This is a genomic window from Desulfuromusa ferrireducens (genome assembly GCF_055389805.1).
Genome location: NZ_AP042415.1, coordinates 2,545,397 through 2,572,244 on the forward strand (window position 1 = coordinate 2,545,397; position 26,848 = coordinate 2,572,244).

General features: G+C 51.5%; 21 protein-coding genes. 18 read left to right on the forward strand and 3 right to left on the reverse strand.

Features of this window, described 5'->3' with window-relative positions:
• Positions 1–493 precede the first annotated feature (493 nt).
• From ACZ5PT_RS11445 to ACZ5PT_RS11475, 7 genes are all read left to right on the forward strand, one after another.
• Positions 494–1,789, forward strand: a complete 1,296-nt coding sequence (locus ACZ5PT_RS11445) for a TolC family protein (protein WP_464263166.1) — start codon at positions 494–496, stop codon at positions 1,787–1,789.
• Positions 1,790–1,796: 7 nt separating this feature from the next.
• On the forward strand, positions 1,797–3,293 hold the full coding sequence (locus ACZ5PT_RS11450; protein ID WP_464263167.1) for an efflux RND transporter periplasmic adaptor subunit: 1,497 nt from the start codon (positions 1,797–1,799) through the stop codon (positions 3,291–3,293).
• Positions 3,294–3,329: 36 nt separating this feature from the next.
• Positions 3,330–6,554, forward strand: coding sequence for an efflux RND transporter permease subunit (locus ACZ5PT_RS11455; protein ID WP_464263168.1), 3,225 nt, complete (start codon positions 3,330–3,332; stop codon positions 6,552–6,554).
• Positions 6,555–6,590: 36 nt separating this feature from the next.
• Positions 6,591–7,412, forward strand: a complete 822-nt coding sequence (locus ACZ5PT_RS11460) for a hypothetical protein (RefSeq protein ID WP_464263169.1) — start codon at positions 6,591–6,593, stop codon at positions 7,410–7,412.
• A gap of 187 nt (positions 7,413–7,599) precedes the next feature.
• The gene (locus tag ACZ5PT_RS11465) at positions 7,600–8,091 is read left to right on the forward strand and encodes a hypothetical protein (protein ID WP_464263170.1); all 492 of its coding nucleotides are present in this window, start codon (positions 7,600–7,602) and stop codon (positions 8,089–8,091) included.
• 479 nt (positions 8,092–8,570) lie between these two features.
• Positions 8,571–9,197 carry a PEP-CTERM sorting domain-containing protein gene (locus tag ACZ5PT_RS11470; RefSeq protein WP_464263171.1) on the forward strand — a complete coding sequence of 209 codons (627 nt, stop codon included), beginning with the start codon at positions 8,571–8,573 and terminating at the stop codon, positions 9,195–9,197.
• 156 nt (positions 9,198–9,353) lie between these two features.
• The gene (locus tag ACZ5PT_RS11475) at positions 9,354–10,049 is read left to right on the forward strand and encodes a cytidylate kinase-like family protein (protein WP_464263172.1); all 696 of its coding nucleotides are present in this window, start codon (positions 9,354–9,356) and stop codon (positions 10,047–10,049) included.
• A 777-nt stretch (positions 10,050–10,826) separates the two neighbouring features.
• Here the strand turns inward: ACZ5PT_RS11475 and ACZ5PT_RS11480 are convergent.
• Genes ACZ5PT_RS11480 through ACZ5PT_RS11490 form a run of 3 tightly spaced genes read right to left on the reverse strand, consistent with a single transcriptional unit; the run spans position 10,827 to position 14,978 of the window.
• The gene (locus tag ACZ5PT_RS11480; protein WP_464263173.1) at positions 10,827–13,574 is read right to left on the reverse strand and encodes a sensor domain-containing protein; all 2,748 of its coding nucleotides are present in this window, start codon (positions 13,572–13,574) and stop codon (positions 10,827–10,829) included.
• A 20-nt stretch (positions 13,575–13,594) separates the two neighbouring features.
• On the reverse strand, positions 13,595–13,849 hold the full coding sequence (locus ACZ5PT_RS11485) for a sulfurtransferase TusA family protein (RefSeq protein ID WP_464263174.1): 255 nt from the start codon (positions 13,847–13,849) through the stop codon (positions 13,595–13,597).
• A 16-nt stretch (positions 13,850–13,865) separates the two neighbouring features.
• Entirely contained in the window at positions 13,866–14,978 is a 1,113-nt protein-coding gene (locus tag ACZ5PT_RS11490) for a YeeE/YedE family protein (RefSeq protein ID WP_464263175.1), read from the reverse strand.
• A 198-nt stretch (positions 14,979–15,176) separates the two neighbouring features.
• On the opposite strand from ACZ5PT_RS11490, the gene ACZ5PT_RS11495 reads away from it, so the two are divergent.
• From ACZ5PT_RS11495 to ACZ5PT_RS11545, 11 genes are all read left to right on the forward strand, one after another.
• Positions 15,177–17,093: an ABC-F family ATP-binding cassette domain-containing protein gene (locus tag ACZ5PT_RS11495; protein WP_464263176.1), complete on the forward strand. Its 1,917-nt coding sequence runs from the start codon at positions 15,177–15,179 to the stop codon at positions 17,091–17,093.
• A complete protein-coding gene (locus ACZ5PT_RS11500; RefSeq protein WP_464263177.1) occupies positions 17,090–18,361 on the forward strand; it encodes a hypothetical protein in 1,272 nt (423 codons plus the stop codon). Before ACZ5PT_RS11495 ends, ACZ5PT_RS11500 begins: the two co-directional genes overlap by 4 nt.
• 84 nt (positions 18,362–18,445) lie before the next feature.
• Positions 18,446–19,399 carry a hypothetical protein gene (locus ACZ5PT_RS11505; RefSeq protein WP_464263178.1) on the forward strand — a complete coding sequence of 318 codons (954 nt, stop codon included), beginning with the start codon at positions 18,446–18,448 and terminating at the stop codon, positions 19,397–19,399.
• Between the two features lie 166 nt (positions 19,400–19,565).
• On the forward strand, positions 19,566–20,681 hold the full coding sequence (locus ACZ5PT_RS11510; protein ID WP_464263179.1) for a branched-chain amino acid ABC transporter substrate-binding protein: 1,116 nt from the start codon (positions 19,566–19,568) through the stop codon (positions 20,679–20,681).
• Positions 20,682–20,891: 210 nt separating this feature from the next.
• On the forward strand, positions 20,892–21,794 hold the full coding sequence (locus tag ACZ5PT_RS11515; protein WP_464263180.1) for a branched-chain amino acid ABC transporter permease: 903 nt from the start codon (positions 20,892–20,894) through the stop codon (positions 21,792–21,794).
• Positions 21,795–21,808: 14 nt separating this feature from the next.
• On the forward strand, positions 21,809–23,023 hold the full coding sequence (locus ACZ5PT_RS11520; RefSeq protein WP_464266733.1) for an ABC transporter permease subunit: 1,215 nt from the start codon (positions 21,809–21,811) through the stop codon (positions 23,021–23,023).
• A complete protein-coding gene (locus tag ACZ5PT_RS11525; protein WP_464263181.1) occupies positions 23,016–23,813 on the forward strand; it encodes an ABC transporter ATP-binding protein in 798 nt (265 codons plus the stop codon). Before ACZ5PT_RS11520 ends, ACZ5PT_RS11525 begins: the two co-directional genes overlap by 8 nt.
• A gap of 151 nt (positions 23,814–23,964) precedes the next feature.
• Entirely contained in the window at positions 23,965–24,672 is a 708-nt protein-coding gene (locus ACZ5PT_RS11530) for an ABC transporter ATP-binding protein (RefSeq protein ID WP_464263182.1), read from the forward strand.
• Positions 24,673–24,819: 147 nt separating this feature from the next.
• Positions 24,820–26,142, forward strand: coding sequence for a diguanylate cyclase domain-containing protein (locus ACZ5PT_RS11535; RefSeq protein ID WP_464263183.1), 1,323 nt, complete (start codon positions 24,820–24,822; stop codon positions 26,140–26,142).
• Positions 26,143–26,145: 3 nt separating this feature from the next.
• On the forward strand, positions 26,146–26,547 hold the full coding sequence (locus tag ACZ5PT_RS11540; RefSeq protein ID WP_464263184.1) for a hypothetical protein: 402 nt from the start codon (positions 26,146–26,148) through the stop codon (positions 26,545–26,547).
• Between the two features lie 33 nt (positions 26,548–26,580).
• On the forward strand, positions 26,581–26,847 hold the full coding sequence (locus ACZ5PT_RS11545; RefSeq protein WP_464263185.1) for a hypothetical protein: 267 nt from the start codon (positions 26,581–26,583) through the stop codon (positions 26,845–26,847).
• Position 26,848 lies beyond the last annotated feature (1 nt).

Consider the following 26,848-nt stretch of genomic DNA (forward strand, 5'->3'; position numbering starts at 1 on the left):
GAATACGACGGTTCAGACCGAATATCAGGGTTGTCAGACCTCTCCGCGCGTGCGGGGTCTTTTGCTGATTACGGTACAATGTGGGGATGATGCCAGGATTAGACCCGGCGACATCAAAATTAAGTTTTACGGTTGAATCTATGCTTTGCCGGTCTCGACGCAGTACGGCGGAGACGCGGTTGAGCTCACCAATAGTTCGGAACTATAGCAGATATGGGACAACTGTAAATCATAATTGAGTACAGTTGAGCATTTTTTAACGTTTCCTGACAGTTTTGCAGCTCATAGCGATTTGTTTTCTTGAGCTTGGAAATGGTAACTAACGTGTAGGATATTCTACACTGGCAGGAGAATATTCTCCATATTGGTAGGTTTTCTGCCACATGGCTAATCCACAACTCATTGATACTTAAGGGAACTACCCTTTGGCACAAATGCTGATAAAGTATTTATAGCAATATTGCGATTCCATGTGCCTCAGGAGCTTATTTTGATGGGTATATTCACAAAATTAACGACAATTCTGGTCCTGCTGTTGCTGCTATTTGTTACACAGTCCAGCGCTAGCGAATCTTTTCAACTACAGCAACTGCTCGAGGAAGCAGACCTTAATAATCCCTCGCTGAGAGCTGCCCACGAGCTGATTGCTGTAGCTGAGAGCAAAATTGATCAAGTCACCTCGCTAAAAGATCCCGTATTGTCGATTGCTCTGTCAAATTATCCGATTGATCAACTCAAGGCAGACATTACGCCGATGACTGGAAATGAGATTCGTTTGGCGCAAATGTTTCCTTTTCCAGGGAAGCTTGATGCTAAGGGGAAGGTCGCGGCCGAGAAGAGTCGTTGGTTCGCATCCGTTTATCAGGATGCCCGGCTGAAGATTCGCCAGAGCGTCAAGGACGCCTGGTACCGTTTGTTGTTTCAGCAGCAGGCGATCGAGCTAACCAACCGCAATCTGAAAATTCTCGACGATTTTATCAAGCTGACCGAAGTTCGCTACGAAGTCGGTAAAGGGCTGCAACAAAATGTTCTCAAGGCGCACCTGCAACGCTCAAAGCAACAGGACAAACTGCTTCGCTTGCAACAACAGTTGGAATCGACTCAGGCCGAGCTGAACAGCCTGGCCGGGCGCCTAACCGATCAGGCGTTGGAGATAAGTGAACAGCTAACTTCTTTCAGTGGCGCTTATCAACTTAAGTTGTTGCAGCAGGACGCGGCAGACAAAAGACCGATGTTCAGTGCGTTTAACGCCCTGATCGAGCAATACAGGTCGCAACGGACGCTGGCCGATCTCGATTATCGTCCCGATTTCACCGTCTGGGCGGGGTATCGGTTTCGGGATGATGGGCTCCCGGACGGTGGTACTGACTTTGCGAGTGCCGGAGTCAGTTTTAATCTGCCGGTCCGAAAAGCGCGCCGCGCTGCTGCGGTCGCTGAAGCTGACTCCCTGTTGCGCATGGCTTATCAGAAACGCAACGATTTTGGCAACAAGGTGAATTTGGCGATTCATCGTTCGCTGACCAAGTTGGAGCAGGCGACGCAACTCGCGGATCTTTATAAAAACGGCATTATTCCCCAGGCCGAGCAAACTTTTCAGGCGACCTTAAGCGCCTATCAGGTCGATAAGGTCGATTTTCTCTCTTTGCTCGACTCACTGATGACTCTCTATCGCTATGAAATCGACAACGTTCGGGTCCTCAGTGATCAACAGCGCAGCCGCGCTCAGCTTGAAGCGGCTGCTGGGCTTGATGTCGATCAGTTGACCCGGACGAATTCTGATGAAGGATAATGCCACGATGAAACAACTGCTGAAACCGACTCTCTACCTGGTGACTGTCCTGTTGTTGGGCGGTGGCATTTTTCTCAGTACCGATCTGAGCTTTCGTCATTCTCCTTTGGCCGGTCCTGAGCACAGCCACGCTGCGCAAAAATATACCTGCGGCATGCATCCGATGGTTATTGTCGATGAACCGGGCAGCTGCCCAATTTGCGGTATGGACCTGACCCCGCTAAAGGCGAACACCGGTGGGGCTGCTGCAGTGACTGACGGAGAGCGGAAAGTCAAATACTGGCAGGCGCCGATGGACCCGACCTTTATCCGCGATGAGCCGGGCAAATCGCCGATGGGGATGGATCTGATTCCGGTTTACGAGAACGAGGCGACCGGCGGTTCAATGATTACTATCGATCCGACCACCATCCAGAATATGGGCGTGCGCACGGCAGCTGTGACCCGTGGTGACCTGGCGCGCACCATCCGTACTGTCGGGCTGGTCAGCTACGAGGAATCGAAGCAGTACGTGGTCAATGCTAAAATTGCTGGCTGGGTCGAAAAGCTCTATGTTGCAGAGACCGGTCAACAGGTAAAAAAAGGGCAGAAGCTCCTCGAAATCTACAGCCCCGATCTGGTTGCCGCTCAGCAGGAATTGTTGTTGGCGCGGGATAACTACAGGTCTTTGCAGGACAGCAGCTTTGCACAGATTGCTGAGAACGCCGAGCGGTTACTTGAGTCCTCGCGCAAGCGGTTGCAGCTCTGGGATGTCAGCAAGAAGCAGATCGCTCGCCTGGAAAAAACCGGTGAGGTGCGTAAAACCGTCACCCTTTATTCCTCCTACGATGGCATCGTCACCATGAAAATGGTCAACGAAGGGATGTATGTCAAGCCAGGGATGACCCTGCTCAATCTGGCCGATCTGTCGCAGGTCTGGGTGCTGGCCGATATCTATGAATATCAGCTCCCCTGGGTCAAGGTCGGACAGCGGGCGCGGGTCGAACTGCCTTATGTTCAGGATCGTAAATTTACCGCCCAGGTAGACTATCTTTACCCCTACGTCGAAGCCAAGACCCGCACCGTCAAGGCCCGCATCAAGTTTGACAATGCCGATTTTGAACTGCGCCCCGATATGTATGTCAACGTTTACCTGACCGGCGAACAGGTTACCGACGCCCTGCTGATTCCCGTCGAGGCGGTGCTGCGCTCCGGCGAGAAACAGACCGTGTTTATTGCTCTGGCGGGTGGTCGTTTTGAACCACGCCTGATTAAAACCGGGCTGCAAGGGGAGGGCGGGCATATCGAAGTCGTGCAAGGGGTGTTTGAGGGGGAACAGGTGGTGACCAGTGCCCAGTTCCTGCTCGATTCCGAGAGCAAGTTGCGTGAAGCGATCCAGAAGATGCTCAACCCGACCCGCGCCGAGTCCCCCGAGAGGGGTGCTGCCGGGGAGGACGATATGGAAGATCTGTTTGGCGATGACAAAGAAGATGCCAAAGAGGATGTCGAGGACCTGTTCAACTAATCGACCGACACCGGTCTGGCGATAAGGTAATTACCGATGCTGGAAAAACTCATCGAATGGTCGATCAAGAATAAATTTATGGTGGTGCTGCTGACCTTTTTTGTGGTCATCGGCGGCCTTTATGCCCTGAAAAATACCCCGCTCGACGCTATTCCCGATCTTTCCGATGTGCAGGTCATCGTCTTCACTGAGTACCCGGGGCAGGCCCCACAGGTGGTCGAGGATCAAGTCACCTATCCGCTGACCACGCAGATGCTGGCGGTACCGCAGGCGAAAACCGTGCGTGGCTACTCCTTCTTCGGCCTCTCTTTTGTTTACATTATCTTTGAAGATGGCACCGACCTTTACTGGGCCCGTTCGCGGGTGTTGGAATATCTGAATTATGCCGCTGGCAGGTTGCCCAAAGGGGTGACGCCAAGCCTTGGCCCGGACGCGACCGGGGTCGGCTGGATCTACGAGTACGTGCTGGAGAGTGATCGCCACGATTTACAGCAACTGCGCTCGATGCAGGATTGGTTTCTGCGTTACGAATTGACTTCGGTGGATGGCGTTTCCGAGGTCGCCAGTATTGGTGGCTATGTCAAGCAGTACCAGGTGGAGATCGATCCGGAGCGGCTACTCGCTTATCATTTGACCATCCCCCAGTTGCGCACGGCGATCCAGCGCAGTAACAATGACGTCGGTGGCCGCCTGGTGGAGATGGCCGAGACCGAATTCATGGTGCGTGGCCTCGGTTATATCAAGTCGATTTCCGACATCGAACAGGTGGTGGTCGGAACCAATAGTCGTGGCACGCCAATCCTGCTGCGTGACCTGGCGACAGTCAGCATCGGTCCCGAGTTGCGCCGTGGGGTGGCGGAATTGGACGGCAAGGGGGAAGCGGTCGGCGGCGTGGTTATTATGCGCTACGGTGGCAACGCCCTGCAGACGATTGAGAACGTCAAAAAGAAGCTGGAGCAATTGCAGTCCGGTCTGCCGGAAGGCGTGACCATTAAGCCGGTCTACGACCGCAGTGGCCTGATTGAACGGGCAGTCGATAATCTGACCGAAAAGTTGATCGAAGAGAGCATCGTTGTTGCGGTGGTCACCGCGCTGTTCCTTTTCCATCTGCCCAGTTCGCTGGTGGCGATTCTGACCCTGCCGATCGCGATCCTGATGGCTTTTATGGTCATGTACTTTCAGGGGATCAACGCCAATATCATGAGTCTCGGCGGTATCGCTATCGCCATCGGCGCGATGATCGACGCGGCCATTATCATGATCGAAAACGCCCACAAACACCTGGAGCGTGATCGCGGCAAGAAAGAACACTGGGCCATCATCATGGCGTCCTGCAAGGAGGTCGGTCCGTCGCTGTTCTATGCGCTGCTGGTTATCACCGTCTCCTTCTTCCCGGTCTTTACCTTGGGCGAACAGTCGGGCCGGATGTTCAAGCCGTTGGCCTATACCAAGACCTACGCCATGGCCGCCGGTGCGCTGCTTTCGGTGACTCTGGTGCCGGTGCTTTTGGGCTGGTTTGTGCGCGGCAAGATTCCGCACGAAAATAAAAACCCGATCAACCGCTTTCTGTTCTGGGTCTATAATCCGCTGGTCGATTTCGTCATCAAGTGGCGGAAGATGGTGCTGCTGGTCGCGGTGCTGATTACCATGTCGATCTATTTTCCGATCAGCAAGATGGGCTCCGAGTTCATGCCGCCCCTCTATGAGGGCGACCTGCTCTACATGCCGACCACCATGCCGGGCATTTCCATCACCAAGGCGCGCGAGCTGCTGCAGCAGACCGATAAGATTATTGCCCAGTTTCCTGAAGTTGAACGGGTTTTCGGTAAGGTCGGCCGCGCCGAAACGGCCACCGACCCAGCGCCACTGGCGATGCTGGAAACGACCATCATGCTTAAGCCGGAAGCGGAATGGCGCACGGTGCCGAAGCTGCGCTTCTACTCCGCTTGGTCGGAGAGCGTTGAATGGCTGAAGAAACCATTGCGGATCGTCTGGCCGGAAGAGGGGACCCTTACGGTTGAGGAGTTGAAAACCCTGCTCAACGATTCGATTCGCTTTCCGGGGCTGACCAACGCCTGGACGATGCCGATTAAAACCCGCATCGATATGCTTTCGACCGGGATCAAGACCCCGGTCGGGATCAAGGTGATGGGCAATGATCTGGAAATCCTGTCCAGAATTGGTCAGGAAATTGAGGCGGTGGTGCGGGAGATTCCCGGAACCTTAAGTGCTTTTTCCGAGCGGGTGGTCGGGGGCAATTACCTCGATTACGATATCGATCGGCAGGCGGTCGCCCGCTACGGCCTGACCGTTGGCGATGTGCAGGACACCATCAAGTCGGCCATTGGCGGCATGAATGTCACCCAGACCGTCGAGGGGCTGGAGCGTTACCCGGTCAATATTCGTTACGCTCGAGACTATCGTAATGATTTACAGTCGCTCAAGCGGGTGCTGATTCCGATCGCCGGTGGCAAGCATATCCCCATCTCGCAGGTGGCCACGATCCATATCCGCAAAGGCCCGCCAGGGATCAAAAGCGAGAACGCCCGGCGCACCGCCTGGGTGTTTGTCGATATCAAAGGGGTGGATATCGGGACTTATGTAGCGAAGGCACAACAGGTGGTGGAAGAAAAAATCAAGCTGCCGGCAGGCTATAATATCGTCTGGAGTGGCCAGTATGAATATATGCAGGCTGCCGAGGCCAAGCTGAAGGTGGTGATCCCGCTGACGCTGCTGATCATCTTTGTCATCATCTACATCAGTACCAAATCGATGATCAAGACCGGCATCATCTTTGTCGCCCTGCCGTTGTCGCTGGTTGGCTGCTTCTGGTTCCTCTGGCTGCTCGACTACAATATGTCGGTGGCGGTCTGGGTCGGGATTATCGCCCTGGCCGGGATCTCGGCGGAAACTGGCGTGGTCATGCTGCTCTATTTGGATCTGGCCTATGAACTCTGGAGAGACAACAACCGGATGCTTAACCGTGGCGACCTGGTGCAGGCGATTCACCACGGCGCGGTCAAGCGGATTCGGCCGAAGATCATGACCATCTGCGTGATTATCGCCGGTTTGATTCCGATCATGTGGAGTCACGGTGCCGGAGCTGATGTCATGAAACGGATCGCTGCGCCGATGGTCGGTGGGGTGATCACCTCGGGGGTGATGGAACTGCTGGTTTTCCCGGTCATCTACTTTATCTGGCGGCAGCGAGGACTGGATAAGTCCTCCGAACCGTCGGCGTTGGAAGAACTGCACGAATAACTGAGACCCGCTTATACGAAGGAATAGGAGTACACGATGAAAAAACAGCTATATATCCTGATCGCGTCCACAATGTTGATTTTTCCGGCCATCGGCTTTGGCAGTGACGCCCAAGTCGATCACAGCAAGATGATGACCATGGACCAGGGTAAAGAGATGGCCATGGAAAGGGGCGAAAAGATGGGCATGGAGCATGGCAAGAAGGTGGGCCACGATATGAAAAATATGGGTATGGACCAGGGTAAAGAAATGGCCATGGAAAAGGGCGAAAAGATGGGTATGGAGCATGGCAAGAAGATGGGCCATGACATGGAAAAGATGACCATGGATCACGGTAAAGAAATGGCCATGGAGAAGGGCGGAAAAATGGGCATGGAGCATGGCAAGAACATGGGCCATGACATGGACGAGATGGACCACCATGAAATGAAGGATACTGATCATCATGACATGGGCAAGATGGATCACGGTGATATGAAGGGTATGGATCACCTTGGCATGTCGACTGAGGGGCGCATGATGATGCTCGGGACCCACGCGGTTGACGGTATTAAGGGGATGGCGCATTTGAACGATGTGCGCGAGAAAATGGCCGAACACGGGATGACCCAGACCCACCACATCATGATCGCTTTTGAAAATATTGCCACCGGTGACGCGGTGGAAAGCGGTTCGGTTGCGGTCAAGATCGAAGACCCCGATGAAAAGGTCAGCAAAGCGATTAAATTGATGGGCATGGATGGCCATTATGGGGTTGATGTGACTCTCAATAAAAAAGGTATGTATCATTTTAAATTTGGCACCAAGTTGGCCGATGGCAAGAAGCGGACCTTTCATCATCACTTTGAAAACAAGTGATCAATTGAAGGTCTTATGAATTATTCTGGTTATCTACTTGGGTCAACGTCAAGATATGGTTGGAAAATATTGTCCACTGAAAGCACGGAACTCACGGAAAAAATCTTGATTCAGCAAATTCCGTGTCTTCTGTGTCTTCCGTGGATAAAAACTTAAAAATTACCGAAACTTAACAGGAGGAACAACAATGAAAAAACAGATGATGGTACTGATGATGGCTGCTTTGCTGATGGTCCCTGCCGCTGCTATGGCGATGACCACCTCTGATGATCACGGCAGCATGAAAAGCATGGATCACGGCGACATGAAGAAGATGGACCATGGAAACATGGGCGCTGGCATGATCATGCTGCAGGATGTTGACGTTGATGGTGTTATGGCTTCTGCGCATCTGATGGACACCAAAGAAAAGATGGCCAAGCACGGCATGTCGATGACCCATCACCTGATGGTCGGTTTCATGGACAGTGATGGCGAAAGTATCGAAAAGGGGCAGGTCGCAGTTAAGGTACAATCGCCCGACGGTACGGTTGGTGATGCGCATAAGATGATGGGCATGGACGGGCAGTTTGGCGCTGATGTGACCTTGGATCAAAACGGGACCTACATGTTTATGGTCGGCACCAAGTTGGCCGATGGCAAGAAGCGGATGTTTCATCTGAGTTTTGAGAATAAGTAGAGCTAGTTAATTTATTCCAGACACAAAAAGCCCCTGCATTTCTGTGGGGGCTTTTTGTGTCTGTCTGGAATGGTTTATCGTTAAGTTTAGCTGCGATTTTTCTTGAACCGAGAACCGGTCAAGGCTGCGGGCCGATACCCATTTAGTAGCCAAGTTGATGGTTCAGGTACTGGATCTCCAGGGTTTTTCCAGGTAACATCTTTGCCGTTGGGGCTGTCGATATCTGATACGTTCAGAATTAAATAGGGGGAGTGTCCCTACTTTAATTCCCTAATTGAATTTGGCTTCACAATTGGTGAAAAAAACCCGGCAGAAATGTCGGTTTTTTTGTCGAAATAATTTACAATCCAAAAAAAACTGTGGAAATCAGAAAAATAATGTGTATTTTTAGGTGTTTGTGGGTAGGCATGTATGTTGCATTTAATTAGGTCGTCAATTGGATAATGTTATAATCCCAAAGGTGAAGGGGAGTAAATATAATGAAAAAAATAGTGGTAGGTTTTATCTTTGCTCTATTTATGATGGGAACTTGCTCTGTTGCCCTGGCAACTGTTATGGAAAATGCCGCCAATGATGGGTACGAAGATCGTTCAGATGGGTCTGCCTACGAGTACTACCAAAATAGCGGTACTTTTTTGGGTGTTATTGAAGAAAATGTCAACAGTTATAACTATTTGTTAGATTGGCTCAATGACAAGAGCATCGATACCACTGGCCTAATCCAAACCGCCGTTGAAATTTACGGCTATGATGGCAGTGGTAGTGACAAACTTCTTGGTACTACAGGTGATAGTGACGGGAAGCTTGATGTGGATACTGACATTTATACCAGTGGGACCTGGAAGACGGTACTTTCTTCGAGTGTCCTAAGCTATTATATTATTAAAGCTTCAACATACTCAGCTCTGTATCGGCAAGATCCTGCTGATAGCGTGGGATCATGGAGCACATATGATTTATGGGTGGCAAAAGATAAAGGTGAAACATTGACCGTCTCTCACTTTGTTGTAGGCGGTGGTGCTGCACCAGTACCTGAACCCTCCACCCTTCTGCTGCTTGGTGGCGGTCTGATCGGCCTGGCTTACTACCGCCGCCGGAAAAATTAACAGTCTTCTCAAATACCAAATTCAAAAAGCCCCGGCAGCAATGTCGGGGCTTTTTTTGTTGCTGCGGCCTGCCAGCCGAAAACTTGCAACAGATCAGGTATAATTAAGCTATCTCACCTTTTTCAGAAAAACCACTCTACCGGAAAGGGGGCAGTTATGGCGAACAGGGATTTCTGGACTCCGCAACAGGAAGCCAAACTTCTCGCGTGGCATAAAATGCAGCAGGTTGTTGATGAGCAGAAACCGGGGCCTTGTTTCACTCTCTCTCGGGAGTTCGGCTGTCAGGCCTTCCCCGTAGCAGAAACTCTGGCCAAGCGGCTGAATAGCCGGACCACGGGCGAGCCCTGGGTGGTGGTCGGCAAGGAGATGTTGACCGAGGTGGCCGAAGTGTCCGGGTACTCTATTGAGCAAATCGAGAAGTCACAGGACACACCTTCTTCGCTCAAGGCGATCTTTTCGATGTTTTTAGACAGCAGTCGCGCTGAAGAAACGGAAATCTTTACCCATCTGCGCAACGTCATCCGTAGTTTTGCCAGACGCGGTAATTGTCTATTGGTTGGCGGTGGCGCGGTGCTGGCGACCCAGGATCTGCCCAATTGCATCCATCTGCGCCTGGTCGCCCCGTATGAATTCCGGGTCAAGAAGATCATGCAGAGCCACCGCATGAGTCAGACCGATGCGGAAAAATTTATCGCTCTGCACCAAAAACAAAGGGATGATTTTATCAGGCGGTTTGCCGACGGCCGGATCGATGATCCGTTGCTCTACCATCTGCTGTTTAATAACAGTCGCATGAATGTTGTCGGTATCGCCGAATCGATAGACGATTATATGATCAAGATCAATTCCTGAAGTCTCAATCGACAACTTATGGAGATCACGGCCGCCCGAAAGGGTGGCCGTTTTTTTTGTTCAAATTGCTACATTTTGTCGCTATGTGGCCAAAGTGACCTGTTTGTGGGGTCAGCCCTCGAATTGTTAGAGGATATAACCCTCTTCTGTCTTTGAGTCAGAAAGAATAATATTTTCAATTGGACGCTATGCCGACGATGGAGGTCGGGAGTAATTGCATATTATTAGTTGAGTTTTGCTCAGTGAGAATTTGGGCACAAAATAGAACACCTTTGTGCTTGGTCGTTGATGACGGAATTAATGTTTATTGCTTTTAGGTTGGTGCAATTTTCGCGTTGTTAGCCTGGGTAAATAAATAGTCTGGTTATCTACTTCGCTCCACCAAAAGTCGGTGTTGCGTTAATTCTTTGGTTTTTGTCCACGGAAAACACGGAAAACACGGAAAACACGGAATTTCTAAGACCAAGATTTTTCCGTGAGTTCTGTGCTTTCGGTGGAAAATGTTTTTGAACCATGCTTTGACGTTAAATCATTCAAGGTCGAATCAAGTAGATAAACAGTATAAAGAAATTGTTTCAGAGAGGAGCTTCCACAATGCTGACCATGTTTACCATCGCCCTGAGCACCTATATCGGTATCCTGCTGGTGTCGCAACTGATCGCGCTGGTTGCCAGAAAAATCTGAGCTTGAACTAAAGAAGCTTGCAGAACAAAACAAGGAACAGGCTTCGTATTGTGCGGGGCCTTTCCTGCTTGCTGCGCGACGTTCTGCTGTTTTCTAGCTGTTGAAAAAACAGAAAGGATTGGTCGGGCAGGGGTCCTGAATCCGTTCGACCAGTTGTTCGGTTCTTAACGGTCGGCTGAAATAGAATCCCTGGACTTCGTCGCACTTTTTTTCGCGCAAGAAATCGAGTTCGGTTTTCAGCTCGACCCCTTCGGCGACCACCCTGATACCGATCGTGTGCGCCATGACGATGATCGCTTCGGTGATTGCCGCATCGTCCGGGTGGGTGGTGATCCGCTGGACGAAGGATTTATCGACTTTAAGTCGGTCGATCGGGAAATGTCGCAAATAGCTGAGCGAACTGTAGCCGGTGCCAAAATCATCAATCGCCAGCTTCAATCCCATGTCCTTGAGCTCATGCAAGGTCTTCTGCGCATTCTCGACGTTCTCCATCAAAATGCTCTCGGTGATTTCCAACTCGAGAAATTGCGCCTCTAAGCCGGTTTCGTGCAAAATCTCCCTGATTGACGTCACCAGGTTGGGATCTTGAAACTGTTTGGTCGAAAGATTGACGGCGACCCGAAACGGCGTGCCGCAAGACTGTTGAATTTCATACGCTTGCCGGCAGGCGGTTTCGAGTACCCAGCGACCGATCGAGAGAATGAGTCCCGTTTCTTCGGCCAGGGGGATAAATTGTACCGGTGAGATATTCCCCAGGTCGGGATGCTGCCAGCGGAGCAGGGCTTCAACGCCGGTCATCTGGCCGTGGCTGAGATCAATTTGTGGTTGATAGGCGAGGTGAAATTCATTCCGCTTTAGAGCTTTGCGCAAGTCGTTGGCGAGAAGTAGCTTTTCCAGCGCCTGAGCGTTCATTTCCGAGGAATAAAAACGGTAGGTGTTGCGACCCTTGTCTTTTGACTGATACATGGCCGCATCGGCATTTTTAAGCAGGGTGTCCGGATCGACGCCATCTTCGGGGAACATGGCAATCCCGACACTGGTGGTAATGAAGACTTCTTTTCGCTCCAGAATGACTGGTTGCGCCAGCGATTCAAGGATTTTACAGGCAATCAGGGCGGCGTCGTCCCGGTCTTTGATGTCGTCGACCAGAATGACAAATTCGTCGCCACCGAGGCGCGAAATGGAATCGCAACTGCGCAAGACCTTGTCCAGACGGTCGGCAATAACCTTTAGTAATTGATCCCCTTTGTCGTGCCCGAGGGTGTCATTGACCCTTTTAAAGTGATCAAGATCGAGAAAAAACAGGCCGATTCGGCAGCTGTTACGCTTTGCCCTGACGACCATCTGTCCCAACCGGTCACGCATCAGCACCCGGTTCGGCAAACCGGTCAGGTTGTCGAAGTAGGCGAGGCGTTCAATCTTTTCTTCATCCTGCTTGCGTTGGGTAATATCTTCAAAGACGGTGGCAAAGTGCCCCGGGGCAAGTGGTGCCGCTGAAATTCGCAGGGTCCGGCCGATGTCTTTAAATTCGAATTCAAAATTGGATGATTCGCCACTGCTCATTATTTTTGAAAGAATATCGAGGCAGGCGGGTTTGCCATCGACCAGCGGGTAGATTTCACTGGCCAAGCGGCCGATGACCTGGTCACGTTTTCTGCCGATGATCAGTTCGAAGGAGTGATTGACGTCGATGATTTCATAGTCACAGGGTTGGCCGTCGTCATCGTAGATAAAACGATGCTGTGCCACCCCTTCCTGCATGGTCGAGTAGAGAGTCCGATAGCGTTCTTCACTTTCGCGTAGTTTTCTCTCTGTCTCTTTGCGTTCGGAAATATCGATAAAGCTTTCCAGCAGGTGGGTTTTGCCGTCAATTTCCAGCTTGGAAACCGTTTTGATGATTGGGACCAGGCGTCCGTCTCTCGTTATCAGTTCGCATTCTGCTTTATCGATCGATTGCTTCTCGTCGGTTATCGGGCAGCGACCTTGCTGCTTCGGGCAGATAACGCTATGGCAGATTTGTCCCTGTAGCTCTGCCTGGCTGATACCGGTCATTTCCGCTGTTGCCTGGTTGGCAAAAATGATCTGGTGTGACTCCGGGTCAATCAACATGATTCCGGCTTGGGTGCTATTGAGAATTGATGCCATCCGCGCTTCGGCGTCGCGCAGGGTCTGCTCACTTTTTTTCCGCTCAGTGATATCGGTATAAACGAGAACGACGTAGCTGATGACATCATCCTTGTTTTTGATCGGCGTGCCGATGACGTGGTAGTGACGGTCGTTGGTGACAAAATCGGTTTGCTCGACAACCCACTGGGTCTCAATGACCTGATCAAATATACAGACTTCAGGATGATTTGAAGGGCCGCAGATTATGGAGCGGAAGTCCTGACCGATAGCGTTTGTGTTGTCGGGGAAAAAGAGTTCCTGGCTTTTGCGATTGAAGGTATTGAGGCGCATCTGACTGTCGACAACTAGAATCCCTGCACCGGCGGAATCGAAAATTGCCTGTAGCTCGTCCTTGGCCAAACTGAGGTTTTCATTGGTTTCTTGCAGATGCTCCAGAACCTGCCGGAATGAGTCGGTGACGATACCGATAGGATCGACGTTGATCAGGGTTTCGTCGTCCAATTCTTCGGGTTCCAGGGCCAGGGTGCCCATGACGCTCAACAACTGATTGGTCTTTTCGCGGATATAGCCGCGAAGTTCTTGGTCGCTGGTGAGGATGTCGCTATTTTCTTGACGCAGCCGAGTAATGGTTTCTTGCAGCTCCTGTAGCTGGTCCGCAGTGGAGATACGGTTTTCCCGTTCTGGATCGCTATCTTTAATCGTTCGGCTATTCATCGTTCCCGTAACCTTTTTGGCTAGTAATTCTTGGCGATCGAGATTCTGAAATGATTTTTCCGGTCTTCAACCTTGACCTGATAGCCCATGTTGGTGACCGCCTCTGAAACCCGGTTGGTCGAGTCGTGGTTGTCGGTCAGAATGTCCAGCTGCATTTCGCCGTTACGTAAAGAATTTTTGTGTTTGTTGACTTCGCGTAGTGCGGTAAGCAGTGATGACGGGCAGATTTGTCCACAGACATCAATTTCTACGGTGGTAATTTTTTGCTCGGACATAATTTCCAATTCTGTTCTACGCCGGCAGGACGTAGCGGGTCAGTAGCCGGGTGCCAATCCAGGCTCCCGGGAAGAGTCCCAGGGTAAAAAGTATACTCTGCAAAGAAAGTAATGGCAGACCGCCCAACAGGTGCCAGACGTTACAGGCTGGCGACATACGGGACGCCAGGCCCATTAAAATTCCACCTAAAAGTGCAGAATAAAGCTGAACCTTCGGCACATCAAGTCGGCACTGAAATTTTCCCATAGAAATGGCGGACAGGGCTGAACCAAGAACGATGCCAGTGATCAACGGGAATTGTACCAAGGATAAGCCGTCGGTAAAAGGTCCGGCCCCTGCACTTAAATTCTGGTTGAGCAGCGGTGAAAAGTACTGGAAGCCTCGGCCCTGAAAATAGTCAAGGGAGGCGACATGCTCTGGAAACGCAAGTTCGGCAAAAAAAGACCCGACTTTGGCATAGCTGGTGGTGATGCCGAGCGGCATGCCGGTCAGGGTAAAGGAAAGTAGCCCTATGACTGCCAACAGCAGTGCTGCACTGCGCGGTTGCAGATAACCTGTGACCACGGAGGGGCGCTTCAGTAGCCCCCTTTTTTGCCAGCGATAGAGATAAAAACCGAGAGCGGAGAAAACGGCCGCCAACGTGACCGTCGGCTGAAGTTCCAGCAACTGGGGCAGGGTTGCGGCTTCTCCCAGCCGGGTTGCGAGGGCAAATTCTTTCCACGCGGGGTGAAACTCTGCATAGAGTGTACTGCCGATCAGCAGTCCTAAAAAAGCGCAGCTCGCCGGAAAATTTCCTGAGCCTAGTTTATAGAGGGTGCCAACGACACAGCCGCCGGCCAGGATCATGCCGATGCCGAACAGTACTCCGCCGAACAGGGTCGTCAGGGATGGCAAGCCAAATAGTGAGGAAGGGAGACTGTAGCTCAGCAGGCCAACGAGCCGAGCAGACTCAAACAACAGCATGCTCGTCGCGATCAGTAAGATCAGGCTGCGCAACAGCGGGCTGCTGCGAAACAGGAACAGGTCGCGAAACATGCCGGCAATGCAGAAATCGGAGCGATGCATAATCACCCCACTGGCCATGCCGAGCAATAACGAGACGATAATGATCGTTGTTTGGGGTGTCATATTGTTGCCTACAATAAAAGGTTATCGAATTGTAGATTAAAGTCCTGCAATTTTCCACTGTAAATTGATTTATCTATCTATAGGGTGTGATGGAAGGTGTGTGGCTGATATGAAGTCGATGCTATTGCGTTGGGCTTAACTTGCTCAGCGTAGCGGTTCAGTTTCTTTCATCGTCGAGTTTGTGCTATAAACGGCGCCATGTTGCAATTAAGAGAAATTACCAAATATTTTGCCGATCGCAGGATCTTCTCCGCCATTGACTGGCACATCCGTCCGACTGATCGGATCGGTCTCTGTGGTGAGAACGGCGCAGGCAAATCGACCCTGCTGAAAATGCTTGCAGGGCAGGTTGAGGCGGACGGTGGAACCCTGCAGGTTGCCAAAGGGACCACTTTCGGCTATCTGCCGCAGGATGGTCTGGAGCATCGTGGTCGCTCCCTGTTTGACGAGGTCCACAGTGCGCTTGAAGAACTGCTGAGCATGGAGCAGGAACTGCGTCGCCTGGAAACGGATATCGCGACCGGCAATGACGCAGAGATGGAGCGCTATGCCGAACTGCAACACCTGTTCGAGCAACGTGGTGGCTACCAGATGGAATCGGAGGTCGGTCGGGTGCTCGGTGGCCTCGGCTTTTCCAGCGCCGATTTCCAAAAGCCCTGCGAGACCTTCTCCGGTGGTTGGCAGATGCGTATCGCCCTGGCCAAGCTGTTGCTGCAACGGCCGAACCTGTTGCTGCTGGATGAGCCGACCAACCACCTTGATTTGCCGGCCCGTGACTGGCTGGAAGATTACCTGCTCGCTTATCCGTATGCGGTGGTGCTGGTTTCTCACGACCGGTTTTTCCTGGATAAGGTCGTGACCCGGATTGTTGAAATCTGGAATGGCGATCTGAGCGAATACCCAGGCAATTACACCAAATATATCCGCGTGCGTGAAGAACGGGTGGCCGCCTTAAAGGAGGCGAAGCGCCAGCAGGATGAAGAGATCGCCCGTACGCAAGCCTTTATCAGTCGCTTCCGTTATCAGGCCAATAAAGCCGCGCAGGTGCAAAGCCGGGTCAAGCAGCTGGATAAGGTTAAGCGGATTTCGCTGCCTCCGGAACGCAAGAAGATCGGTTTCAGCTTTCCTGCCCCACCCAAAGGCGGGCGGATGGCGATGGAGCTGCACAATGCGTCGCAGCACTATGGTGAATTGAAGGTTCTGCAACAGATCGATGTGCAGATTGAACAGGGCGAACGGGTGGCTCTGGTCGGACCGAACGGCGCTGGTAAGTCAACCCTGATGCGTTTGCTGGCCGGGATTGAAGCGCCAGTATCTGGGGAGCGTAAAGAGGGGCACAATCTGGCTTTGGCCTATTTTGCTCAGGATCAGGCGGCCGAATTGACCGGGACCCGTAGTGTTTATGACGAACTGTCCGCCGATGCTCCCTTTGCCATTGTGCCGAAGTTACGCAATATCCTCGGTTCGTTTCTGTTTTCCGGGGACGATATTGAGAAACGGGTCAAGGTTCTTTCCGGCGGAGAACGCAACCGTCTGGCCTTGGCCAAATTGTTGTTGCGACCGGCCAATCTGCTCTTGCTTGATGAGCCGACCAATCATCTCGATTTGCAGTCAAAACAAGTTCTGCTCGATTCACTCAAAGGCTATCAAGGGTCGATTGTCTTCGTTTCTCATGATCGCTATTTTGTCGATCAGTTGGCCACGCGGGTGATTGAGGTCGGTGCTGGCATGGTGGAATCCTACTTCGGAAATTATGAGGATTTTCTTTCTGCCAAACTGCGCCAGGGGGATTCGAGTCACAGTGGTCAACGGGTTGAGCAGCAGACGCAAACAACCAGTGAGCAACCCCTCGATAAGGAAGCGCGTCGTCAGAGCCACGCTGAGCGTAAAGAACAGCAGCGCATCGAACAAAAACGGCAACGCTTGTTGACGTCGATAGAAAATGAAATCGAAAAGTTTGAACAACAGGCGGCGGACCTTGAACAGCAGATGGCCGCCCCCGAGCTCTATCAGGATCAAGCACGCTGGCGTCAGGTCAGCGATGAACACGCCAAGATCAAGGCGCAACTTGATGCGGCCTACCAGCAATGGGAAGGTTTGCAGGAGTCGGCATGATTGTCCGTCCCCCCTATGTGGTGGTTGTCTCCGCACCTTCTTCCGGAGTCGGCAAGAGTACTCTGGCCAGCAATTTGGCGGTCTACTTAAAGGGGCTCGAAGAAGACCTGCCGGTTAGTTATGTCGCTGCTGATTCCTCTGCCGACGGTGCTGCCAGATTTGCCCTGCAGGGGAGCACTTCCGGGTGTTTGAGTGATCTGTCGCAGGATGCTGCGTTGTCGGATCTGTTGGCCTTTGGCGAGTTCGGCGTTGAGTACTGTTCGGTTGGTTCGCCAGCTGTGCCGGGTGAGTCAGCGGCCTGGCTGCGGAAAAAGTTGGCACGGGCTGATTACGATGGCATCCTGATTCTGGATCTGGCAAATGATCATCCCCAGTTATCTGCTGCCATTTGGGCCGCCGACTTGGTGTTGCTACCGATCAAGGATCCGGCTGCCCTTGGCACTGTTGTCGCGATGCGCAAGGAACTTTTGGCTGGTGGCGGCAGTGCGGAACAGCTCTGGTTGCTGCCGAGTGAGTTGGGCGCTGAGAGCCGCTATTCGAGATCGGTCGACTTGGTCGAGTTTCTTCGTTTTGCTGCCGATGAGCGTGGCTTCCAGGTTCTCGAAGAAACCCTGTTTGCAGATGCTCAGGTTCGCGAGCAGGCCACCGGGGCAGGCACGTCTGTTTTGACGCGGGCACCGCAAAGTCCGCTCCATCAGCAACTGCGACAGTTGGCCGAGTTGGTTTTGCAGCAGCGCCAGCAGCAGAATAGTTTTGCCAGTCGGGTTAAGCGCTGGTTGACTGACGGGGTCTTGCCGGTCCGCGCGCGCCGTGTTGATCTGCTCTGTCCGGTCTGTCGCCAGGGGGGGCTGTCTACCGAAGTGCACTACCTGGAGTCCTATCCATCGCGTCAGCGTTTGTTGTTGCATCGCTCCTGCATCGAAGAACTGCTCAAAGGAACCGGCGCGGCTGCTTTTATAGCGTCAGCGGGGGCGTTGCTTGTTCGGCCCGGTGTGGCACACGGTGGTCGGCCGGATGAGCTGTATCTCCAGGCATTGAGTCCCGATCTTGAATTGTACAGCAGTGACCTCTTCTCTCCGCTGCAAGGCTCCGCCTGGGAGCAGCTTCTGCAACGTGCGACCGGCCGTTGCCTGGCGGAATTATACTCGGAGGTGTTACTGCTTTCTCCATCGCTTTTGTTTGCTGAGGCGCTGAACCCGCAGTGGTACAAGTCATTTGTTGCTCTGCGCGGCCGTTTGCGGCAGGCCTGTCGTGAAGAAGAAATATAGTGTTACACTGAAGTTTTGTTGACAGTTGCGGAAGGTTATTTTTAAATTGTTCAATCTTTTTCGTAACATTGAGGTGATCGTACGATGATTTTTCTGCCACGAGGTAATCCTGTCAGGCAAAATGTCAATCCGGCGCGGATTAATATCCCCGAAGCAATGGAGAAGCTCAGAAGCGGAACCTTTTCCGGTTACTTACGCTTTGATGCATCACAAGAGTCCGGAGTTATCATCTTTGAACGTGGTAAGCTGGTCAGTGCCCTGTTTGTCGGCAGTAACGGCGGTGAACGTTTAATCGCTTATGACGCCATTGCTAAAATTTTCGAAGTCTCGATCCTTGGCAATGCCATCCTTAATATCTACCGTCTGGCTCCTGAGTTGGCGATGGGGTTGCACGCTCTGTTGCATGGTCAATATATCTATAAAGAACAGGAACTGAAACTGATCAACATCCAGGGGCTGTTGGACCGGATCAAGGAAGGGCAGCTCAACGGGTGCCTGCGCGTTTATGCCGAAGATCGGACCACATTGATTTTTTACGATCATGGTAGTGCTCTCGGTTTTTTTCACGATGGCGCTTCCGAGCTGCAACAAACGGCCGATCTTGCAACGTCAGTGGCTCGTTTGTCGGGGGCTAAGGTCGATTTACTGGAAACTGGCCACATTGATGATATCATTCTAGCTGACCTGATGGCCTCGGCTGATTTGGGCCCGATTTGGCAGCGGATTCGTAAGACGTTGTTGCACGATCGGGGTCAGCTGGAAGAAGAAGCCATCCGTTCTCAGGAAGAAAGTTTAGAGAAAAAACGAGAACAGGTTCTGATCAGTTTGAAAGCGCTGGCCGGTAATTACATCGGCAAGTTCGGTGTCACCCAAGTAGAAAAAGCATTCGCATCGGTTGGACCCGAAATGCGCAACGAAGAAGTGGTTGGTTTTTTTGTTGCCATGGAGCGTTTGGCGAAATTGGTTGCTGATCCAGAAAAAATCTCCAGAATGATCGTAGAGATGAAAAAACAATTCAACGGTTCGAAAATATCATAATTTGTGGCGCATATCCGCCCCAATGGGCGGATATGCGCCACTGTTTTTCGAGGGATGAAACCTTCACCGCTTTATCCTTGACCACCAAAAAGGTTTGAATTATACCTAGGTCAGTTTAGTCAAACATTGTTTTTTTAAAACTTACTATTTTAGAGGAGGTTTCCGAATGAAAAAGTTTACAGTTCTACTGTCGGCAACGGCAATGTTGCTCAGTCTGGCTGTTTCCGGTTTCGCCGCCGATACAATTAAGCTGGGGGTTGCCGGTCCGCACAGTGGTGATTTGGCTCCTTATGGGATTCCTTCAATGAAAGCTGCTCAGCTGGTCGTTAAGAAAATCAATGCTGCTGGCGGCGTTCTTGGTAAGCAGGTCGAGTTGTTGATTCAGGATGATCAGTGCAAACCTGAGATTGCCACCAATACAGCAACCAAACTGGTCACCGATGGTGCCGATGTTGTGCTTGGTCATATCTGCTCCGGGGCGACCAAAGCTGCTCTTGGCATCTATAAAGATGCCAGGATTCCTGTCATGTCGCCATCGGCAACTAATCCTGGTTTGACTCAATCTGGAGATTATCCCAACTTTTTCCGTACGATTGCTTCCGATGACATGCAGGCCAAATTGGCCGTTGATTTTGTCATTGATCAATTAGCGGTGAAGAAAGTTGCCGTCCTGCACGACAAAGGTGATTACGGTAAGGGATTTGCTGATTTTGCCAATAAGTATCTGGTCGAGTCGGGCAAAGTCGAGGTCGTTCTGTTCGAAGGAATTACCCCCGGTGCTATGGATTACTCTTCCATCGTGCAGAAGGTCCGTCGTGAGGGGGCTGAAGTCTTGATTTTCGGTGGTTACCACCCGGAAGCGTCCAAGTTGATCTCACAGATGAAGCGGAAACGTCTGAAGACCCTGTTTGTCTCCGATGATGGTGTTAAGGACGACAGCTTCCTCAAGGTTGCTGGAACTGCCGCTGAAGGTGCTTATGTGACAGGTCCACTGGATCTGTCAAAAGTCCCATTGAATGCTGCAGCGACCGCAGAATTCAAAGCTGAGTACGGTGCTGAGCCTGGTGCTTTTTTTCAGGAAGCCTACTCGGCAACAATGGCTCTGTTGAATGCTGTCGAACAGGCCGGTTCCACCGATTATGATGCTGTCACCAATGCTCTCCGCACCAAGTATGTAGAAACTCCGGTCGGCAATGTTAAGTTCGATACTCGGGGTGATGCTGAAGGTGTTGGTTTTACGATGTACCAGGTTGAGAATGGTGCTTTCGCTGAAATTAAGTAGTTAAAGATATAATAGCAGCGAAAACCCCTCAATCTCGGGCCGCTGCGGTTTGAACTCCTTTCAGGGGGCTGGCAGGCTGCCAGTCCCCTGAAGTTTTGTTAGTGACAGGAAAAGTGCAGATGTTTTCGGTCTTTCTGCTGTGGCTATAACACTGAAATTTGCTGGCAGTCGTGATGGCCAGTGTGAACTCTTACTCCTTTGGTTGTTTCTATGGAATATTTTCTCGAACTCTTTCTCAGTGGATTGACCCGCGGGAGTATCTATGCCCTGATTGCCTTGGGTTACACGATGGTTTACGGCATTATACAGCTGATCAATTTTGCCCATGGCGAAATTTACATGATCGGCGCTTTCGTCGCGCTGATCGTGGCTGGTATCTGTACTATCTATGGTTTCACCGGTGTCTCGGTGCTGATTATGGCCGGGATTATCGCTGTGATCTATGCGTCTGCCTACGGTTATACGCTGGAAAAGATTGCCTATCGCCCGTTGCGCGGTGCCCCGCGGCTGTCACCGCTGATTAGCGCCATCGGCATGTCGATCTTTTTGCAGAACTATGTGTTGTTGGCGCAGACGTCCGATTTTCTGCCCTTTCCCCGGTTAATTCCCGATTTCGAGTTTATGGAACCGGTTGCCCATATTGTCGGTTCACCAGAACTGGTCATATTGGTGACAACCATGTTCACCATGGTTTTTTTGACCTTTTTGATCAAAAAAACCAAAATTGGCAAAGCGATGCGCGCGACCCAGCAGGACATGAGTATGGCGCGGTTGGTTGGTATTAACGTTGACCGAATTATCTCTCTCACCTTTGTCATCGGTTCCGCTTTGGCGGCGATCGGTGGGGTGCTGGTCGCTTCGTATATCGGCCAGGTAAACTTTTATATCGGCTTTCTTGCCGGGGTGAAGGCTTTTACTGCCGCCGTGCTTGGTGGGATTGGTTCGATTCCCGGAGCGGTACTCGGTGGCTTGGTGCTTGGCTGGACCGAGAGCTTTGCCGCCGGTTATATCTCCAGTGATTACGAAGATGTCTTCACCTTCGGCTTGCTGGTGTTGATCCTGATCCTGCGCCCGGCCGGTCTTCTCGGCAAGGTGCGCAAACAAAAGGTTTAAGGGTGACGGATATGTTGAAAGATTTCAGAAAATCAATTTTGGTGTCCATCTGGTTTGTGTTTCTGACCTTCCCGCTGATGGCGGTAAAGGTCAATACCATGGACAATGTTGTCGAATGGCGCTGGATGAACATGGTTTGGGTGGCGATTGGGGCTTTTGTCTTGTCCTATCTGTGGCGTTACATGCTGGCCCGGCAACAGGCAAAGAAGAAGGTCGACGAAGAGGGTGTGCAGCAACTCGGTCGGGTGCAGTTATTACTGGAAGACATGTCCTTTCGTTATAAGGCGATGGGCGTGTTGCTCGGTTTTGCTCTGATCTTCCCGCTGGTGTTTGATACCTACCAGAGCACCATCATGATTTCGGCGCTGATTTATGTTGTTCTTGGCCTCGGTCTGAATATCAGCGTCGGTCTGGCTGGCCTGCTCGATCTTGGCTACGTTGCTTTTTTTGGTGTTGGTGCCTATTCCTATGCTTTGCTGAACCACCATTTCGGTCTTGGTTTCTGGACGGTGCTGCCGGTTGGCGGCATCCTCGGTTGCCTGTTCGGCATTGTTCTTGGCTTTCCGATCCTGCGTTTGCGTGGCGATTATCTGGCGATTGTCACCCTCGGTTTCGGGATGATTTTCAAGGTGGTCATGGAAAACTGGGATGCGCTCTCTTTTGGTCCGAGCGGCATCGCCAATATCGACCGGCCGGGCCTGTTCGGCATCGACATGAACATCAATGGCTCGACCACCTACATTTACTACATTATGGTGGCGATGGTGGTGTTTACGATTTTAATCACCATGCGCCTGCGCAATAGCCGTATCGGCCGGGCCTGGATTGCCCTGCGCGAGGATGAGATTGCCTGTGTGGCGATGGGCATCGATATGGCGCGAACCAAGCTGTCAGCCTACGCTCTTGGAGCCTTTTGGGCGGGAATGGTCGGGGTGCTGTTTGCTGCAAAAACCACCTTTATCAATCCGGCCAGCTTTACCTTTATGGAGTCGGCGATCATCCTCTCGATTGTTGTGCTTGGCGGTATGGGGTCGATCCTCGGGGTTATCCTCGGTGCCTTTATCCTGATTCTGCTGCCGGAGTATCTGCGCGCATTTTCAGAATATCGAATGCTGGCATTTGGTGCGGCGATGGTTCTGATGATGATTTTTCGCCCTCAGGGGATCATCAGTAATATTCGCCAGAAGTATGAGTATAAAGGCTTGAAAGAAGAGACCGATAATGGCTGAAAAACATAAACTACTCGAAGTCAAAGGATTGACCATGGATTTCGGCGGTCTACGGGCTGTCGACAGCGTCTCTCTCGAAGTTCACGAAGGAGAGATTGCCGCCCTGATCGGTCCGAACGGGGCCGGCAAGACCACCTTTTTTAACTGCGTGACCGGTATCTACACTCCGACCAAGGGGGATGTCATGTTGCACCCCAAGGGCTTGCCGACTCGGCGCCTGAACGGTCTGAAGCCGAACAAAGTGACCGAGATGGGGGTGGCGCGGACCTTTCAGAATATCCGCCTGTTTCCCGATATGACGGTGTTGGAAAACGTCATGATCGGCCGTCACTGTCGGACAAAATCGGGAATATTTCGTTCGATCATCCGCGGCAAAGGCGTGCGAGAAGAGGAACAACAGATCGTCGAGACCAGCTACCAGCTGCTAAAAAAGGTCGGCCTGGAGGACTTCGCCAACGAATTTTCCAAGAATCTGCCTTACGGTGCCCAGCGCCGCCTGGAGATCGCCCGGGCGATGGCGACCGAACCTTTTTTGCTCTTTCTCGACGAGCCGGCTGCCGGGATGAACCCGCAGGAAACAGCAGACCTTGATCAGTTGATCTGCAAAATCAGTGAAGAGGATCGGATCGCGATCCTGCTGATTGAGCACGATATGAAGCTGGTGATGAATATCTCCAATCCCATTTACGTCATGGAGTATGGCAAGAAAATCGCCGAGGGGTGTCCACAGGAAATTAAGGACAATCCAAAGGTGATCGAGGCCTACCTGGGAGAAGAGACTGACACCTGATGGCGTCGCGAAAATTTAGCCCCACGGCGTTGTCGTGATTTTCTGAACCTTGACATACTGATGTATGTCTGCGCCGCAGAAAATCACTTCGCCTTGTTGGGCTAAATTTTGGCTTAGCCATCCAACCTACTGATAAGAATAAGAGATTCAAATGCTGAAAATTAAAAATATTCAGACCTTTTATGGCAACATTCAAGCACTCAAGGATGTTTCGATTGAGATTAATGAAGGAGAGATTGTCACTCTGATCGGTGCCAACGGGGCAGGCAAGACCACGACCCTGATGTCGATCTGCGGCATCACCCCGCCGCGCACCGGTGAAATCCTGTTTGACGGCGATCCGATTCATGGGATGGCGGCGGAGAAAATCGTTCAGCAGGGGATTGTTCAGGTTCCTGAGGGACGGCGCATCTTTCCCGACATGACGGTTTTGGAAAATCTGGAAATGGGTGCCTTTCTGCGCAAAAATAAGCAGTTGGTGCAGCAGGATCTCAACTATGTCATGACCCTCTTTCCGATCCTGGAAAAACGTAAAACCCAGCTGGGTGGTACCTTGTCTGGTGGCGAGCAGCAGATGCTGGCTATTTCGCGCGCGCTGATGGCCCGCCCGCGGCTGTTGCTGCTCGATGAACCGTCGCTGGGGTTGGCACCACTGATCATCAAGCAGATTTTTGAAATTATTCGCCAGATCAACAAAGAGCGCAATACGACAATTTTTCTGGTTGAGCAGAATGCCAATCAGGCTCTGAAGCTGGCCGATCGTGGTTACGTCATGGAGAACGGTCGCATTACTTTGGTTGATTCGGCGAACAAATTGCTGGTTAATGACGAAGTTCGAAGGGCCTACCTGGGAATATAGTCACGAATGATTCAGGACAAAAAAGCACCTGGGATGGGCGTCTTTCTGTTTGCTGGTATACTGATAACAGCGCAGACATATGCTCCTAGCTGGTTGTTGATTGCCATGTTAGTATGCGTTATTGCTCTTTAAAGGATCTTGGTCGGTATGCGTAGACTCTTCTCCACAGTAACGAAAAAAGTCGTCATCGGTTATTTGGTGATTGTTTTTTTTGGTATGTTGGCGATCGGTTTTGCTCTCTATCGGCTGCATCAGCAGACCGCCCAGGCGGAGCAGTTGGTTAATGTTGATTTCCGGGTTTTTGAGCTGGTTCGGGATCTGCAACAGAACCTGCTGGCGCAGGAAAATATCGAGAAACAGTTGCTGATTTTGCGCGATCCGACGCTGCGTGACTTGCGCTTGAATCGCAACGAAGAGCTGGCACGCTACGCACATTTTCTCACCCGCCCACCGCTTGATACGCTGCTCGCACCACTCTCCGCTAAGTTGACGAACTACCGTAAAACGGACGATCTACTGTCCGAAGCACTGCTTTGGCACAATTGGGCCGAGGCTGTGGAGATATCCAACAATTCGACTGTTCCGGAGCGCGGTCAGTTGTTGAAGCTGCTGGCTGAGTTGCGCCAGCAGCAGCAGTTGCACATCAATAGCGGTCTGGCCGAACTGTCGGAACAAAGTGGTGAAGCTTTCCAGCTGACCATGCTCTTTGCGCTGATCGGGATCTGTCTCTCCGCGCCGGTTTCGATTGCCTTGGTTTTAAGTATTAACCGCTCTATCAGGGCGTTAAAAAACGCGACGCTGGAAATTTCTGTTGGCAGTTTTGAGCATCAACCCGATTTGGGTGGTGATGACGAATTTGCGCAACTTGCCAATGATTTCAGTCGGATGGGGAGGAAGCTTAGGGAGCTGGAAGAGTTGCGGCTCGATGCGAATCCTTTGACCCGTTTGCCCGGCAATCTTGCCATTGATCGTGCCCTCGATCAGCGGATCGCGCGGCATGAGCCCTTCGCTCATCTTTATATCGATTTGGATAATTTCAAAGTCTACAGTGATCGCTACGGTTACAAGGCTGGAAGCGATGTGCTGGCTCGGGTTGGCGAGATGATTGAACGGGTGGTTCGTCGGGACGGGGATCCGGGTGATCTGATTGGCCATATTGGAGGTGATGATTACGTGGTTGTTGGTGCTCTGGAGATGGGCGAGGTTTTGGCGAAAAACCTGATCACTGAATTTGAACAACTGGTCCCCACCTTTTACAACGAAGAAGATCGGCTAAGTGGTTCTTTTGTTGGTAAGGACCGTTTTGGTATTGAGCGGACCTTTCCATTGATGACGGTGTCGATTGCCTTGATCCGTTCTGATCATTACGACTATCCGTCCCGACTCACTATCAGCCAGGACTGTGCCAGGCTCAAAGAGTTTTTGAAGGTCCAGGAGGGAAGTAACTACATGTTGAATCGTCGGAAATAGATTATGAGATATCTTGTTTTATTCGTTTTGTTTGGTTTGCTGTCCGGTTGTTCGGTTGCGCCATTTGCCAAGAGTATAAAGCCGCATCCAGAGCTGCAATCTCAGTTACAGGGGCAGGAGTTGTTTTTAGCGGCTTGGGATGAGTTCTCCGCGACCAATAAGGTGGAATTGTTGCAACAGTTTCAGCGGCAGAGTCCTGATTCGACCTGGGCTAAATATGCCGGGACGATCATCCACTCTGCCCGGGCGTTGGCTGAAAACAAGACTCAGTTAGCCACTCTACGTGAAGATAACATGCGTTTGCACGCCGAGCGTGACTCATTGCAACAGGGAAATGACCAACTCAGTGAAAAGATTGAGCAGTTCAAAATTCTGCTGATTGAGTTGGAGCAACGTCCCAAATAAACCAATAACACTTGTTCGTTCCGGAGTTTGCTGGTGCTGCTGACCGCTTTTGTCTGTCTTTGTCTCGCTTCTTGGGCGAACTTATATTTCTCAATTCAGATTTTGCGCCGGGTGACTGAAGCTGAAATAAAGGTCAGTTTTTTTGAAATCCGTTGGCAGGTGCATAAGCATATGAAGGAATATTGCCGCCTGACGCGTCAGGATAACGGTCGGATCGGTGCTGCGTTTTATGGCTACTGGTTGACGTTGCTGTCGATGCTGGGGGCGGTTGTCTTGTTGCTGACCCGTTTTGATCTGTAGG

Excerpts from the sequence above, each read along its gene's own strand:
- ACZ5PT_RS11540 (WP_464263184.1), top strand. The coding sequence starts at position 26,146 with ATGAGATATCTTGTTTTATTCGTTTTGTTTGGTTTGCTGTCCGGTTGT.
- ACZ5PT_RS11465 (WP_464263170.1), top strand. The coding sequence starts at position 7,600 with ATGAAAAAACAGATGATGGTACTGATGATGGCTGCTTTGCTGATGGTC.
- ACZ5PT_RS11460 (WP_464263169.1), top strand. The coding sequence starts at position 6,591 with ATGAAAAAACAGCTATATATCCTGATCGCGTCCACAATGTTGATTTTT.
- ACZ5PT_RS11505 (WP_464263178.1), top strand. The coding sequence starts at position 18,446 with ATGATTTTTCTGCCACGAGGTAATCCTGTCAGGCAAAATGTCAATCCG.
- ACZ5PT_RS11515 (WP_464263180.1), top strand. The coding sequence starts at position 20,892 with ATGGAATATTTTCTCGAACTCTTTCTCAGTGGATTGACCCGCGGGAGT.
- ACZ5PT_RS11490 (WP_464263175.1), bottom strand. The coding sequence starts at position 14,978 with ATGACACCCCAAACAACGATCATTATCGTCTCGTTATTGCTCGGCATG.
- ACZ5PT_RS11525 (WP_464263181.1), top strand. The coding sequence starts at position 23,016 with ATGGCTGAAAAACATAAACTACTCGAAGTCAAAGGATTGACCATGGAT.
- ACZ5PT_RS11445 (WP_464263166.1), top strand. The coding sequence starts at position 494 with ATGGGTATATTCACAAAATTAACGACAATTCTGGTCCTGCTGTTGCTG.
- ACZ5PT_RS11500 (WP_464263177.1), top strand. The coding sequence starts at position 17,090 with ATGATTGTCCGTCCCCCCTATGTGGTGGTTGTCTCCGCACCTTCTTCC.
- ACZ5PT_RS11535 (WP_464263183.1), top strand. The coding sequence starts at position 24,820 with ATGCGTAGACTCTTCTCCACAGTAACGAAAAAAGTCGTCATCGGTTAT.
- ACZ5PT_RS11480 (WP_464263173.1), bottom strand. The coding sequence starts at position 13,574 with ATGAATAGCCGAACGATTAAAGATAGCGATCCAGAACGGGAAAACCGT.
- ACZ5PT_RS11475 (WP_464263172.1), top strand. The coding sequence starts at position 9,354 with ATGGCGAACAGGGATTTCTGGACTCCGCAACAGGAAGCCAAACTTCTC.
- ACZ5PT_RS11495 (WP_464263176.1), top strand. The coding sequence starts at position 15,177 with ATGTTGCAATTAAGAGAAATTACCAAATATTTTGCCGATCGCAGGATC.
- ACZ5PT_RS11450 (WP_464263167.1), top strand. The coding sequence starts at position 1,797 with ATGAAACAACTGCTGAAACCGACTCTCTACCTGGTGACTGTCCTGTTG.
- ACZ5PT_RS11455 (WP_464263168.1), top strand. The coding sequence starts at position 3,330 with ATGCTGGAAAAACTCATCGAATGGTCGATCAAGAATAAATTTATGGTG.
- ACZ5PT_RS11470 (WP_464263171.1), top strand. The coding sequence starts at position 8,571 with ATGAAAAAAATAGTGGTAGGTTTTATCTTTGCTCTATTTATGATGGGA.
- ACZ5PT_RS11485 (WP_464263174.1), bottom strand. The coding sequence starts at position 13,849 with ATGTCCGAGCAAAAAATTACCACCGTAGAAATTGATGTCTGTGGACAA.
- ACZ5PT_RS11530 (WP_464263182.1), top strand. The coding sequence starts at position 23,965 with ATGCTGAAAATTAAAAATATTCAGACCTTTTATGGCAACATTCAAGCA.
- ACZ5PT_RS11510 (WP_464263179.1), top strand. The coding sequence starts at position 19,566 with ATGAAAAAGTTTACAGTTCTACTGTCGGCAACGGCAATGTTGCTCAGT.